At 71.7% G+C, this 12518-nt stretch carries 16 protein-coding genes; 10 read left to right on the plus strand and 6 right to left on the minus strand.

Annotated elements, in window-relative coordinates; translation table 11 throughout:
- Window positions 1-86: 86 nt before the first annotated feature.
- On the plus strand, window positions 87-971 hold the full coding sequence (locus BN6_RS14420; protein WP_015100390.1) for an AfsR/SARP family transcriptional regulator: 885 nt from the start codon (window positions 87-89) through the stop codon (window positions 969-971).
- Here BN6_RS14420 and BN6_RS14425 read toward each other — a convergent pair.
- Complete coding sequence (locus tag BN6_RS14425) at window positions 860-1267, minus strand: peptidase inhibitor family I36 protein (RefSeq protein WP_015100391.1); 408 nt, start codon at window positions 1265-1267, stop codon at window positions 860-862. The two genes, BN6_RS14420 and BN6_RS14425, sit on opposite strands and share 112 nt — an antisense overlap.
- Window positions 1268-1725: 458 nt before the next feature.
- On the opposite strand from BN6_RS14425, the gene BN6_RS14430 reads away from it, so the two are divergent.
- Entirely contained in the window at window positions 1726-3174 is a 1449-nt protein-coding gene (locus BN6_RS14430) for a DHA2 family efflux MFS transporter permease subunit (RefSeq protein WP_015100392.1), read from the plus strand.
- Window positions 3175-3268: 94 nt separating this feature from the next.
- Entirely contained in the window at window positions 3269-4711 is a 1443-nt protein-coding gene (gene argG, locus BN6_RS14435; protein WP_041312791.1) for an argininosuccinate synthase, read from the plus strand.
- Window positions 4712-4764: 53 nt separating this feature from the next.
- On the opposite strand, the gene BN6_RS14440 is transcribed toward argG, so the two are convergent.
- Together BN6_RS14440 and BN6_RS48715 are read right to left on the minus strand one after the other, a co-directional pair.
- On the minus strand, window positions 4765-5271 hold the full coding sequence (locus BN6_RS14440) for a methyltransferase (protein WP_051075566.1): 507 nt from the start codon (window positions 5269-5271) through the stop codon (window positions 4765-4767).
- Window positions 5244-5477 (minus strand): methyltransferase family protein, encoded by a 234-nt coding sequence (locus tag BN6_RS48715; protein WP_041312793.1) that lies wholly within the window; start codon window positions 5475-5477, stop codon window positions 5244-5246. Before BN6_RS48715 ends, BN6_RS14440 begins: the two co-directional genes overlap by 28 nt.
- Here BN6_RS48715 and BN6_RS47810 point away from each other — a divergent pair.
- Window positions 5458-5676, plus strand: a complete 219-nt coding sequence (locus tag BN6_RS47810; protein ID WP_041312795.1) for a hypothetical protein — start codon at window positions 5458-5460, stop codon at window positions 5674-5676. The genes BN6_RS48715 and BN6_RS47810 overlap by 20 nt on opposite strands.
- Window positions 5677-5765: 89 nt before the next feature.
- Here the strand turns inward: BN6_RS47810 and BN6_RS14455 are convergent, their stop codons facing one another.
- Window positions 5766-6188, minus strand: a complete 423-nt coding sequence (locus tag BN6_RS14455; RefSeq protein WP_015100395.1) for a DUF6463 family protein — start codon at window positions 6186-6188, stop codon at window positions 5766-5768.
- A 267-nt stretch (window positions 6189-6455) separates the two neighbouring features.
- Between BN6_RS14455 and BN6_RS14460 the strand changes: the two genes are divergently transcribed.
- Both BN6_RS14460 and BN6_RS14465 read left to right on the plus strand, forming a co-directional pair.
- On the plus strand, window positions 6456-7013 hold the full coding sequence (locus tag BN6_RS14460) for a TetR/AcrR family transcriptional regulator (protein ID WP_197540273.1): 558 nt from the start codon (window positions 6456-6458) through the stop codon (window positions 7011-7013).
- Window positions 7014-7064: 51 nt separating this feature from the next.
- On the plus strand, window positions 7065-7535 hold the full coding sequence (locus BN6_RS14465) for a TIGR03618 family F420-dependent PPOX class oxidoreductase (RefSeq protein ID WP_015100397.1): 471 nt from the start codon (window positions 7065-7067) through the stop codon (window positions 7533-7535).
- Here the strand turns inward: BN6_RS14465 and BN6_RS14470 are convergent.
- Together BN6_RS14470 and BN6_RS45615 are read right to left on the minus strand one after the other, a co-directional pair.
- Complete coding sequence (locus BN6_RS14470; protein WP_015100398.1) at window positions 7508-8125, minus strand: hypothetical protein; 618 nt, start codon at window positions 8123-8125, stop codon at window positions 7508-7510. The genes BN6_RS14465 and BN6_RS14470 overlap by 28 nt on opposite strands.
- Window positions 8126-8153: 28 nt before the next feature.
- Window positions 8154-8414, minus strand: coding sequence for a hypothetical protein (locus BN6_RS45615; protein WP_148302876.1), 261 nt, complete (start codon window positions 8412-8414; stop codon window positions 8154-8156).
- 161 nt (window positions 8415-8575) lie between these two features.
- Here BN6_RS45615 and BN6_RS14480 point away from each other — a divergent pair, with 161 nt between their 5' ends.
- From BN6_RS14480 to BN6_RS14495, 4 genes are read left to right on the plus strand one after another with little or no spacing between them, the layout of a single operon-like run.
- Window positions 8576-9706, plus strand: coding sequence for an ABC transporter substrate-binding protein (locus BN6_RS14480; protein ID WP_015100399.1), 1131 nt, complete (start codon window positions 8576-8578; stop codon window positions 9704-9706).
- 3 nt (window positions 9707-9709) lie between these two features.
- Window positions 9710-10621 carry an ABC transporter permease gene (locus BN6_RS14485; protein WP_015100400.1) on the plus strand — a complete coding sequence of 304 codons (912 nt, stop codon included), beginning with the start codon at window positions 9710-9712 and terminating at the stop codon, window positions 10619-10621.
- Entirely contained in the window at window positions 10612-11385 is a 774-nt protein-coding gene (locus BN6_RS14490; RefSeq protein WP_015100401.1) for an ABC transporter permease, read from the plus strand. Before BN6_RS14485 ends, BN6_RS14490 begins: the two co-directional genes overlap by 10 nt.
- 1 nt (window position 11386) lies before the next feature.
- Complete coding sequence (locus tag BN6_RS14495) at window positions 11387-12448, plus strand: ABC transporter ATP-binding protein (RefSeq protein WP_015100402.1); 1062 nt, start codon at window positions 11387-11389, stop codon at window positions 12446-12448.
- Window positions 12449-12518: the final 70 nt, after the last annotated feature.

Below are 12518 nucleotides of genomic sequence, written 5' to 3' on the forward strand. Positions count from 1 at the left end.
TCCCCCGACTGGGCTATCCGGTGGAAGTGCGGCACGACCACGTGCCATCCTGATCCCGGACACGGACTGCTTCGGGGGGATGCGGGATGTGGCTGTTCCGGTTGTTGGGCCCGCTGCGGGCCGAGCGCGACGGGCTGGAAGTGCCGGTCGGCACGCCGCAGGCGCGGGCGGTGCTCGCGATGCTCGCCTGGCGCGCCAACGAGGTGGTGTCGATCGACCGGCTGTCCGACGAGCTGTGGGGCTGCTCGCCGCCGGCGTCGTCCCACACGCAGGTCCACGCCATCATCTCGCGCCTGCGCCGGCTGCTCGGCCGGGACCGGATCGCGACCGCGCGGCCCGGGTACCTGCTCCGGGCGTCCCCGCCGGAGCTGGAGATCGACCTGTTCCACGACGAGGTGTCGCGGGCCCGCCTGCTGGTGGCCGCCGACGAGGTCGAGTCGGGTGCCGGCCGGCTGCGCGCGGCGCTGGCGCGCTGGCGCGGGCCGGCGCTGGCCGAACTGCGGTCGGCCTGCCACGCGGCGCAGGGGCTCGACGAGTTCCGGGTGGTCGTGCTCGAAGACCGGATCGACGCCGACCTGCGGCTCGGCCGCGGCCGGGACCTGGTGGGCGAGCTGACCGAACTGGTCGCCGAGCACCCGCTGCGGGAACGGCCGCGCGCCCAGCTCATGCGGGCGCTGGCCGGTGCCGGCCGGGTCGCCGACGCGCTGCGGGCCTACGCGGCGCTGCGCGGCGACCTGGTGCGGGAGCTGGGGGTCGAGCCGTCGCTGGAACTGCGGACCCTGCACACCCGGATCCTGCGCGGTGAGCCCGTGGTCGTGCGGCCGGGCGACGCACCGCGCCCGGCCGCACGACCGCCGCGTCAGGGGCAGACCCGCAGCGAGGTCACCCGGTTGCGGTCCTCCGGGTCGAGGTTGCCCTCGAACCCGGACGCCACCCGGAAGATCTCGTTGTTGAACCCGCCGGCGTCGTAGAAGCACCAGAGCTGGTTGGTGCGGTTGGACACGCTCTCGGCGTTGTTGTTCAGCCCGCGCGGGCCGTTGGAGTCGGCCAGGTCGCCGTCGCCGGTGGCGAACGAGCCGTACGGCGTGCCGCCGTTGAGGTTGTTGAAGATGCACATCCGCGCGGACGGGCAGTCGTTGAACGCCGTGATGGAGATCGCTCCGTCGGCCGGTGCCGCGTAGTCCGGCGCGGTGGCGGCGGCCGGGCCGGCGAACACCAGTGCCGAGGACGCGACGACACCGAGCACGGCGGACAGTTTGCGAATCATGGTTCATCCCCCTCTGTGGGTCAGGCGTTGTGCCTTGTGGTCCACAGTGGAGGAGGGCCCTAAGCAGTTTCTAACAACAACTGTTCGGCGACACGCGAACCAGCGGCTTCTCGGCGCTGTGCGCCCCTCTGTCCGGTTGTCGGACAGTCGTAATCACCGCCCTTGCCGGCAGACGGGGAACGCGTCGGCCGCGCCCCTCCGGTCTGTCACAGGCCCGTGCGGGGTGCCGGCGGACGGCACGCACGGGCGGTCTTCCACGTGATGGGGAACACCGGGCGTTCACGTCCTGTCCACGGTCCGCTGTGGATTCTCGGTGGCGGTCGGCTGTGCTGTCGGCGAACGTGGGCGGGTTGAGGCGAAAACAGGGATCGCCCGGCGCGGTCCCGGAGGTAGGGTGAACGACGTTCAGGGCGCTGTAGCCCTTGTCTCGCGCCCGTTTTTCCTCTGGGGGATTTCGCATGACTTCCGCAGGTGTGTCCGACGCCGTGTCGTCGCCGCCCGCGCTCAGCCGCGGCGACCGCACCGTGATCGGTGTGCTGCTCGTCGCCACGTTCGTCGTCGTCTTGAACGAGACGATCATGGGCGTCGCGCTTCCGGTGCTGTTGACCGAGCTGAACGTCACCGCGGCCGTGGGGCAGTGGCTCACCGCCGGGTTCCTGCTCACCATGTCCGTGGTCATCCCGATCACCGGCTACCTGATCCAACGCGTGCCCACGCGGGTGCTCTACGGCGTCGCGATGAGCCTGTTCAGCACGGGCACGCTGCTGGCCGCGCTGGCACCGGGCTTCGTGGTGCTGCTCGGGGCCCGCGTGGTGCAGGCGTGCGGCACGGCGATCATGCTGCCGCTGCTGATGACGACGGTGATGACGCTCGTGCCGGCGGCCCGCCGCGGCGCGCTGATGGGCAACATCTCGATCGTGATCTCGGTCGCGCCCGCGATCGGGCCGACGGTCTCCGGCGTGGTGCTCGACCTGTTCGGCTGGCGGGGGATGTTCTGGGTGGTGCTGCCGATCGCGCTGACGACGCTGGTCCTGGGCCTGCGCCGGGTGACCCGGGTCGGGGAGACCCGCAGCACGCCGATCGACGTGGTGTCCGTGGTGCTGTCGGTGTTCGGGTTCGGCGGCCTGGTCTACGGCCTGTCCAGCATCGGCCACGCGGGCGGGTCGTCGGCGGCGACGCTCTGGGTGTCGCTCGCGGTGGGCGTGCTGGGCATCGGGCTGTTCGTGTTCCGGCAGATCTCCTTGCAGCGCCACGAGCGCGCGCTGCTGGACCTGCGGACGTTCGCCTTCCGGACGTTCACGCTGAGCAGCGGCCTGATGATGGTGATGATGGCGCTGCTGCTGGGTGTGGCCACCATCCTGCCGATCTACCTGCAGAACGTGCTCAAGCTCGATCCGCTGGGCACCGGCCTGCTGCTGCTGCCGGGCGGTCTGCTGATGGGTCTGCTCTCGCCGTTCGTCGGCCGGCTCTACGACCGGGTGGGCCCGCGCCCGCTGCTGCTCGTGGGCACGGTGGCCACCAGCGGTTCGCTGTGGTTCGCGAGCACGTTCGACGCGGCCACGCCCAGCGCCCTGGTCCTGGTGTTCCACCTGGTGCTGAGCCTGGGGCTGGCGTTCTCCTTCACGCCGCTGTTCTCCTCGGGGCTGGGTGCGCTGCCCGCGCGGCTCTACTCGCACGGCAGCGCGATCTTCAGCACCACCCAGCAGTTGGCGGCGGCGGCCGGGGTGGCGCTGCTGGTGAGCGTGATGAGCGCCCGCACGGCGGCCCTGGCGGCGGAGACCGCGCCCGGCGTGACCGCCGAGATGGGCGGGATGCACCTGGCGTTCCTGATGGCGGCGATCCTGTCGCTGCTGCCCGTGGCCGGCGCGTTGGCCATCGGCAAGGGCAAGGCCGTGAGCCCGGAGTGACACCGGCGGTGGCATCACACCGGCGCCGGTCGCCGGTGTGATGTCACCGACCCCGGTTGTGAATCGTCATGCACCGTCGTGCATACTTCTGCCCGTGTCCAAGGTGCTTACTTCCCTCCCCGCCGGCGAACGCGTCGGCATCGCCTTCTCCGGTGGTCTCGACACCTCGGTCGCGGTCGCGTGGATGCGTGAGAAGGGCGCGGTGCCCTGCACGTACACCGCGGACATCGGGCAGTACGACGAGCCCGACATCGCCTCCGTCCCGGGCCGGGCCACCACGTACGGCGCGGAGCTCGCCCGGCTGGTCGACTGCCGCGCCGCCCTGGTCGAGGAGGGGCTCGCCGCGCTGTCCTGCGGCGCGTTCCACATCCGCTCCGGTGGCCGGGCCTACTTCAACACCACGCCGCTGGGCCGCGCGGTGACCGGCACGATGCTGGTCCGCGCGATGCTCGACGACGACGTGCAGATCTGGGGCGACGGCTCCACCTACAAGGGCAACGACATCGAGCGGTTCTACCGCTACGGCCTGCTGGCCAACCCGTCGTTGCGGATCTACAAGCCGTGGCTGGACGCCGACTTCGTCGGTGAGCTCGGCGGTCGCACCGAGATGTCGCGGTGGCTGCTCGCCCGCGACCTGCCCTACCGGTCCAGCACCGAGAAGGCCTACTCCACCGACGCCAACATCTGGGGCGCGACGCACGAGGCCAAGCTGCTGGAGCACCTCGGCTCGGGCATCGAGATCGTGGACCCGATCATGGGCGTGCGGTTCTGGGACCCCGAGGTGGAGATCGCCACCGAGGACGTCACGATCGGCTTCGAGCAGGGCCGCCCGGTCACCCTCGACGGCGAGGAGTTCGACTCGCCGGTCGACCTGGTGCTGGCGGCCAACGCGATCGGCGGCCGGCACGGGCTGGGCATGTCCGACCAGATCGAGAACCGGGTGATCGAGGCCAAGAGCCGGGGCATCTACGAGGCCCCCGGCCTGGCCCTGCTGCACATCGCCTACGAGCGGCTGGTCAACGCCATCCACAACGAGGACACGCTGGCCTCGTACCACAACGAGGGCCGCAAGCTCGGCCGGCTGCTCTACGAGGGCCGCTGGCTGGACCCGCAGTCGCTGATGCTGCGCGAGTCGTTGCAGCGCTGGGTGGGCATGGCGATCACCGGCGAGGTGACGCTGCGGCTGCGCCGGGGCGACGACTACTCGATCCTGGACACCACCGGCCCGGCGTTCAGCTACCACCCGGACAAGCTGTCGATGGAGCGGACCGAGGACTCGGCGTTCGGCCCGGTCGACCGGATCGGCCAGCTCACCATGCGCAACCTCGACATCGCCGACTCGCGCGCCAAGCTGGAGCAGTACGCGGGGCTGGGCATGGTCGGCACCCGGCAGTCCACGCTGATCAGCGTGGAGGTGCCGCGCACGGAGCTCATCGGCGCGCTGCCCGAGGGCGGGGCCGAGGTGATCGCCTCGCGCGGCGAGGCGGCCGACGACGCGCTGCTCGACCACGCGGCGCTGGAAGCCGGCAACGACTGACCGGCGCGGGCGCGGCGGCCGTCCCCTCGGTCGGTCGCCGCGCCCGCCCGGAGCTACGCGGGCTTCGCCTCGATCACGCTGAAGTCGACGTGCGGGGGCAGTTCCACGACCCCGGTCACCGCGAAGCCGGCGCGGTCGCAGAGCCGCTCGAAATCGGCCCGGGTGCGTTCCTTCCCGCCCACCAGCACCATCATGTTCAGGTCGCTGAGGTACGGGTCCTCGCGCGCGTCGCCGGCCGGGTCGACGGTGTCGGGCAGGATCGGCTCGATGATCAGCAGCCGGCCGTGCTCGGGCAGCGCCTCGCGGCAGCGGGTGAGGATGGCCGCCGCCCGGTCGTCGTCCCAGTCGTGCATCACGCTCTTGATCAGGTGCAGGTCCGAGCCCGCCGGCACGGAGTCGAAGAAGTCGCCCGCGACGACCTTGCACCGGCTCGTCAGTCCGGCGGCGTCGAGGGTTCCGGCGGCCTGCGCCACGCCTTCCGCGGTGTCGAACACGACTCCTTCGAGCGTGGGGCAGTGGCTCAGCACCGACGTCAGCAGGGTTCCGTCACCACCGCCCACGTCGCGAACGTGCCCTGCTCGGGCTCGGTGCACAGGCCCAGGCAGGCCAGGGCGCGCAGCAGCCGGTCGAGCCGTTCCGGCGCGATGCCCGAGCGCGCGGCCAACTCCTCGACCGACCGCCGGTCGTCCCCGATGGCGTCGGCCAGTCGCAGCCGCGCGGTCACCCCGACCACCTGGGTGATCATCGTGCCGAACAGCGCGGCCATCGCGGAACTGGGCCGGGACCTGGACCGCACGGTGGTGGTGATCGCCCACAGGCCGGCGGCGGATCACGTGGTGGCGCTGGCCGGCGGCCGGGTCGCCGAACAGGGCGATCCGCAGGACCTGCTCGCCGTCGACGGCCCTTGTGCCCGCCTGCACCGCCAGTACGAGCACGCCCGCAGCCGGCACATCGCGGCCACCTGAGGAAGCGGCGGCCGGCCGGTGCGGACCGGCTGCCCCCGGCGCGGCACCCCGTCGCCTCCCGCGGCCGGCGGGGTGCCGCAGCGGGCCGGTCAGCCCACGTGCGCGGCCGGCGTCCGGGTTCGCGCCGGGGTCTGCTTGCGGGCGGCCAGCACGACCAGGACACCGGCGACCGTGCCCACGAAGAACGGTGAGGGCACGAGCAGGACGCCGCCGACGAGGCACCACGCCGTGATGCCCCAGCCGATGCCGGCGGGCACGGCGACGCCCCGGCCGGCGAGGTGCCACACCAGGCAGCCCAGCAGGACCAGCGGCACCGAGAAGCTCCCCGGGCCGGCCCAGAAGGTGGCGCTGTTGTCCAGGCCGGCCACAGTCCGCTCGGGGGCGAACAGCGGGACGGCCGCCCACCCGCCCCGGGTCACCCAGCCGGCGACGCCGTCCCAGCGGATCACGGTCAGCAGCACCAGGTGACCCGCTCCCAGCACGACCATGATGCCGCTCGCCCACCGCAGCATTCGTGTTCCCGTCATCATCGGCCTGCTTTCATCTGCTCTGGTCGGGGACGTCACGGCGTGCACGGTCTTGTCGGCCCGTGCGGCCTCGGTGGTCGCAGCGCCGCGAGCACCGAGGCCAAAGTCGTCGGGCCCGCTCGCGGGGTGGCGAACACGTCTTCGACCGGAAGCCGGGCGTGCACACCACCTCGCCTTCTGTACGCCACCGTATATTTCGACTGTACGGTACCGTACAACCTCGTCGTGGCACTTCCGAGAAGAGGTGGACCGGTGCCCCCGAACGCCCGAACGCCGAGGGCCCGCTGGATCGAGGCCGGCTTGGCGGCGCTCGCCCGGGGTGGGCCGGACGCCGTCCGGGTGGAGGTGCTGGCCGCGTCGATCGGCGTGACCAAGGGCGGCTTCTACGGGTACTTCGACGGCCGGCCGGAACTGCTCGCCGAACTCCTCGACGAGTGGGAGCGGCGCTGCACCGACGACATCATCGAGCGGGTCGAGGCGGAGAGCCCGGACCCGGCCGAGCGGATCCGGCGCGCCGGGCAGCTGACCTTCTCCGACGACCTGCACCGGATCGACCTCGCGATCCGCGAGTGGGCCCGGCACGACCCGGCGGTCGCGGAGCGGTTGCGGCGGATCGACAACGCCCGGATGGACTTCCTGCGGGCGATGTTCGGCAGCTACCTCGCCGACCCGGACGAGGTCGAGGCCCGCTGCACGCTGGCCTTCGCGCTCGCCATCGGCCGGCACTTCATCGCCGCCGACCACCCCGGGCGCACCAAGCGCGAAGCCGTCGAGCTGGCCGGGGAATTCCTGCTGCGCAAGCGGATCTGACCCGTTCGGCGGCACGGGAATAGATCATCGGGCGGTCGGGTTGGCCGTGACATGGCTGAAGAAGGCAACGGGCCCGCTGGGGCGACCCTGGACGACGACGCCGCGTCGGAGGTGCTGGCGACCCGGCGGATCGGCGTGCTGGCGACCACCAAGAAGAGCGGGCACCCGCACCTGACCACCATGATGTACGACTGGGACCCGGAGCGGCGGGTCCTGCGGTTCACCACGACCCTCGACCGGGCCAAGGTGGGGCACGTCCGGCGGTCCGGCAAGGCCGCGCTGCACGTGGCCGTGGACGACTGGACCTTCGCCGTCGCCGAGGGGGACGCGACGGTCTCCGAGGTCACCGCCACGCCCGGCGACGCCATCGGGCGCGAACTGCTGGCCATCGTGCCCGAGGAGTACAAGTCCGCCCTGGGGCTCACCGACGAGGAGTTCCTCGAACTCCAGGTCCGCGAGCGCCGGGTGATCATCCGGTTGGCGGTGACCAAGTTCTACGGCAACCGGATCAGCTTCGACTGACGGCGTGCCACCGCCCGGACGACCGGGTGGGCCATCACGATCACCAGCGACAGCGCCGGGATCGACTGTCCCAGCACGAACTCGCCGAGCGCGTAGTCGACGGCCGGCACCACGAGGCACGCGGCGAACGCCCACGCCGGCGCGGTCGGCACCTTGCCCGGCCGCGCCCACGGCGTCCGCTTGAGCGGTTTGGCCACCGACAGCCACACCTGACCGGCCAGCGCGCCCGCCATGAGCAGCGACCCCAGCCGCATCAACGCCGGTGAGCCCTCCGCGTGCAGGTTGGGGCTGAGCACGAAGATCCCGACGTAGAGCTGGCTGAACGTGACCACGAACTTGGCCAGCACCCACCAGTGGCGGAAGTAGCCCCACGGTGTCAGGCCGGACAGCATCAAGCCGGTGAACGCCGACGTCGTCGCCATGAACTGGAGCACGTCGACGTCGATCAGCAGCGCCACGTCGAAGGACGCGGCACAGGCCGGGCCCGCGGCGTCGAGCGCGTGGCTCACCACCACGAACAGCGCCAGTGCCATGCACATCCACCCCGTCGAGGTGAGGACGTGCAGCCAGACCAGCAGTTTCCTCGACATGTCGTCCCCCTACATGTAGCCGCGCTACCTATAGTACGGCGGCCGGTCCACGACGTCCGGCCTGCCGGTGCGCGACCCGGCCGACCTGTTCTTCCTCGACGTGATCGGCGGCGCGCAAGAGGTCGCGCGCGGGAGGCCGGGGGTGCGACCAGCGGGAGATCGCGCTGGTCACCGCGCCGCCGAACCCGGTGACCGATCCAGGCCGGCCGCACCACTCGCGGGTCGTGACGGCGGAACCCGGCGTCCACCGGCGGGCGATCGGACGCGCGCTGATGACCCGCCTGTCCACCCCTCCGACACCGGGTGACCACCGGGAATTCGTCCAGCTGGTCGAACGGGTCTCACTGGGCCCGTTCAGCTTGACAAGCACGCGCGGCGTCGCGAATCCTCCGCACGTCTGAAACGTTCCGGTCGCTCGGAAACCCCTTGTCCACGAGGAAGGTTCGACCCGTGACCCACACCCGAGTCCTCCGTGCGGCCGGTCTCGGCGCCGTCGCGCTGGCGCTGGTCGCCGCGTGCGGCGCGCCGCCCGCCAAGGAGGGCGCCGCGAACGGCTCCTCCGCCGCCACCGCGAAGTCCGCCGCCGACCTCGGCGGGCTGGACAAGCTCGTCGAGGCCGCCAAGAAGGAGGGCAGGCTCAACGTCATCGCGCTGCCCCCGGACTGGGCCAACTACGGCGAGATCATCACGGCGTTCGAGGCCGAGTACGGCATCGAGGTCGACTCCGCGCAGCCCGACGCGTCCAGCCAGGACGAGATCAACGCCGCCAAGCAGCTCAAGGGCGGCGACCGCGCACCGGACGTGTTCGACCTCGGCCTGAACGTGGCCGTGGCCAACAAGGACCTCTTCGCGCCCTACCAGGTGCAGACCTGGAGCGACATCCCCGCCGAGCTCAAGGAGCCCAGCGGGCTCTACTACGGCGACTACGGCGGCTTCATGTCCATCGGCTACGACGCCGCCAAGGTGCCCGCGCCGACGTCGGTCAAGGACCTGCTCAAGCCCGAGTACCAGGGCAAGGTCGCGCTCAACGGCGACCCGACGCAGGCCGGTGCGGCGTTCTCCGGCGTGGTGATGGCCTCGCTGGGCAACGGCGGCTCGGCCGACGACATCAAGCCCGGCGTCGAGTTCTTCAAGCAGCTCAAGGCCGCGGGCAACTTCCTGCCGGTCGACCCGTCGCCCGCGACCATCGAGTCCGGCCAGACGCCGGTCGTGCTCGACTGGGACTACACCAACGCCGCGCAGACCGCGAAGCTCGCCGGCAAGGCGGACTGGAAGGTCGTCGTGCCGCAGGGCGCGCAGGTCGGCGCGTACTACAACCAGGCGGTCAACAAGGACGCCCCGCACCCGGCCGCCGCGCGGCTGTGGCAGGAGTTCCTGTTCTCCGACAAGGGGCAGAACCTCTACCTCAAGGGCCTGTCCCGACCGGCGCGGCTGGACGCGCTGACCAAGTCCGGCAAGGTCGACGCGGACGCGAACGCCAAGCTGCCCAAGACCGACGGCAAGCAGGCGTTCCTCACCCAGGAGCAGTCGGACCAGGCCAAGAAGGTGCTGTCCGAGACCTGGGCCCAGGCGGTGGGCTGACCGGTGGTCGCACCCGTCACCACCCCGACCGGGCGCGGCACCCCCGCCGCCCCCGGTCGGGGGCCCGCCGCGAAGCCGTGGCTCGCGTGGCTGGTCGTCGTGCCGTTCCTGGCCTACGTCGGGATCTTCCTGGTCTACCCGACGGTCCTGGTGCTGGCCGGTGCGTTCCAGGACGCGAACGGCGCGTTCACCACGCAGAACCTGGTCGCGCTGGGCGAAGGCGTCCACCTCCAGGCGTTCCTGCGCAGCGTCGAGCTGTCCGCGCTGACGGCGGCGCTGGGCGCGGTGCTCGGGGCGCTGCTGTCGTGGGCGGTCGCGGTGGGCAAGCCGCGAGGGCTGCTGCGGCGGGTGGTCGTGGCCGGTTCCGGTGTGCTGGCCCAGTTCGGCGGTGTGCCGCTGGCGTTCGCGTTCCTGGCCACCGTCGGGTTCCAGGGGTTCGTCACCCAGTTCCTCGACCACCAGTTCGGGATCGACCTGTTCGCGCGGGGCGCGTGGCTGTTCGAGCTGCCCGGCCTGACGCTGGTCTACACGTTCTTCCAGATCCCGTTGATGCTCATCGTGTTCCTGCCCGCGCTGGACGGCCTCCGTCCACAGTGGAGGGAGGCGGTGGACGGCCTCGGCGGCACCACGTGGACCTACTGGCGGCACGTCGGCGGGCCGATCCTGCTGCCCGCGTTCCTCGGCGCGCTGCTGCTGCTGTTCGCCAACGCCTTCTCCGCCTACGCCACGGCCGCCGCCCTGGTGTCGCAGGGCAGCCCGATCGTGCCGTTGCAGATCCGCGGCGCGCTGACCGGTGAAGTGCTGCTGGGCAACGAGAACCTGGGCAAGGCGCTGGGGCTGGGCATGGTCGTGGTGGTCGCGGTGGCGATGGGCCTCTACGCGCTGCTGCAACGGAGGTTCGCCCGATGGCAGTGAAGGTCGTGCGGTGGCTGGTCATCGGTGTGCTCGGCGCGTTCTTCCTGCTGCCGCTGCTGGCGATGGCCGAGTTCTCCACGCGCGGCGTGAACGGCTCGCGCAGCCTCGACTCGTGGTCGGGCATCGTGTCCGACCCGGACCTGGTGTCCGCGATCCTGGCGTCCGTGCAGCTCGCGGTGGCGAGTTCGGTGGTCATGCTGGTGCTGCTGGTGCCCACCATGACGTGGGTCCGGCTGCGGCTGCCCAGGCTGCGCCGGCTGGTGGAGTTCCTGTGCCTGCTGCCGATCACCATCCCGGCGATCGTGCTCGTGGTGGGCCTGGCGCCGCTCTACGCGTGGGTGGACTACTTCGTGGGCGACTCGCCGCTGACGCTCACCTTCGCCTACGCCGTGCTGGTGCTGCCCTTCGCGTACCGGGCGATCGACGCGGGCCTGTCCGCGATCGACCTCAAGACGCTGGCTGAGGCGGCACGCGGCCTCGGGGCGTCCTGGGCCGCGGTGCTGCTGCGGATCGTGGTGCCCAACATCCGGACCGCGCTGCTCGGCGCGGCGCTGCTGTCGGTCGCGCTGGTGCTGGGGGAGTTCACCATCGCGTCCCTGCTGAACTTCGACACGTTGCAGGTGCGGGTGAACCTGCTGGGCAAGCGCGACGCGGGCGTGTCCATCGCGGTGTCGCTGCTGAGCCTGCTGTTCGCGTTCGTGCTGCTGTTCCTGCTCTCGTTCGTCGGCGGGCGGCGGCGGGACACCGTCGCGGAGGAAGGCTGAGATGGGCTACCTGGAGTTGCACGGGCTGCGCAAGTCGTTCGGCGGGCAGCCCGCGCTGGCCGGTCTGGACCTCGACCTGGCGGAGGGCGAACTGGTCAGCCTGCTCGGCCCGAGCGGCTGCGGCAAGACCACCGCGCTGCGGATCGTGGCCGGGTTCGAGACCGCCGACGAGGGCGTCGTCCGGGTCGACGGCCGCGACGTGACGGGCGTGCCCGCCAACAAGCGCGACATGGGCATGGTCTTCCAGGCCTACAGCCTGTTCCCGAACATGACCGCGGCGCAGAACATCGCGTTCGGCCTGCGGCTGCGCAAGATGCCCGGCCGCGCCAAGCGCACCGACGAGCTGCTGGAGCTGGTCGACCTGGGCCACCTGGGCAAGCGGTACCCGCACCAGCTCTCCGGCGGCCAGCAGCAGCGGGTCGCGCTGGCCCGCGCGCTCGCGATCCAGCCGAGCGTGCTGCTGCTCGACGAGCCGCTGTCCGCGCTGGACGCCAAGGTCCGGGTCGCGCTGCGCGAGGAGATCCGGCGCATCCAGACCGAGCTGGGCATGACCACCCTGTTCGTCACGCACGACCAGGAGGAGGCGCTGGCCGTCGCCGACCGGGTCGGCGTGATGTCGCAGGGGCGGCTGGAGCAGCTCGACACCCCTGCCGCGGTCTACCGGCAGCCCGCGTCGGCGTTCGTGGCGCAGTTCGTGGGCGTGACCAACGCGCTGTTCGGCACCGCCGAGGCCGGGGGCGTGCGCTTGGGCGCGTACCGGCTGGCGACCGACGCGGCCGAGGGCATCACGGCCGGCGCGGACGTCAAGGTCATCGTGCGGCCGGAGGACATCGGCATCGCCCAGCACAGCGGCCAGGACAACGGCGCGCTGGTCGGCAACGTGCTCACCCAGAGCTTCCTCGGACCGGTCACCAGGCTGTCGGTGCGCCTGGCCGGCGGCGAGCAGGTGGTCCGCGTCGACCAGCCCTCCAGCCGGGCCGCGGACTTCCCGCCGGGCACGCCGGTCGCCCTGGACCTCGCGGTGGGCCGGCTGATGGTCGTGGAGGGTCTGGGTCCCGTTTGAGAATGGATCCTGGTCGGGCCGGATCCTCCGGTGGCTCGTGGTGGTCTGACCAGTGCGCGGTGCCGCGTGC

Source organism: Saccharothrix espanaensis DSM 44229, from assembly GCF_000328705.1.
Classification (GTDB): Bacteria; Actinomycetota; Actinomycetes; order Mycobacteriales; family Pseudonocardiaceae; genus Actinosynnema; species Actinosynnema espanaense.

Coding starts and splice junctions, on each gene's coding strand:
- BN6_RS14420 (WP_015100390.1), top strand. CDS start 87: ATGTGGCTGTTCCGGTTGTTGGGCCCGCTGCGGGCCGAGCGCGACGGG.
- BN6_RS14425 (WP_015100391.1), bottom strand. CDS start 1,267: ATGATTCGCAAACTGTCCGCCGTGCTCGGTGTCGTCGCGTCCTCGGCA.
- BN6_RS14430 (WP_015100392.1), top strand. CDS start 1,726: ATGACTTCCGCAGGTGTGTCCGACGCCGTGTCGTCGCCGCCCGCGCTC.
- BN6_RS48715 (WP_041312793.1), bottom strand. CDS start 5,477: ATGGCCGCGCTGTTCGGCACGATGATCACCCAGGTGGTCGGGGTGACC.
- BN6_RS14455 (WP_015100395.1), bottom strand. CDS start 6,188: ATGCTGCGGTGGGCGAGCGGCATCATGGTCGTGCTGGGAGCGGGTCAC.
- BN6_RS14465 (WP_015100397.1), top strand. CDS start 7,065: ATGGCTGAAGAAGGCAACGGGCCCGCTGGGGCGACCCTGGACGACGAC.
- BN6_RS14470 (WP_015100398.1), bottom strand. CDS start 8,125: ATGTCGAGGAAACTGCTGGTCTGGCTGCACGTCCTCACCTCGACGGGG.
- BN6_RS14490 (WP_015100401.1), top strand. CDS start 10,612: ATGGCAGTGAAGGTCGTGCGGTGGCTGGTCATCGGTGTGCTCGGCGCG.
- BN6_RS14495 (WP_015100402.1), top strand. CDS start 11,387: ATGGGCTACCTGGAGTTGCACGGGCTGCGCAAGTCGTTCGGCGGGCAG.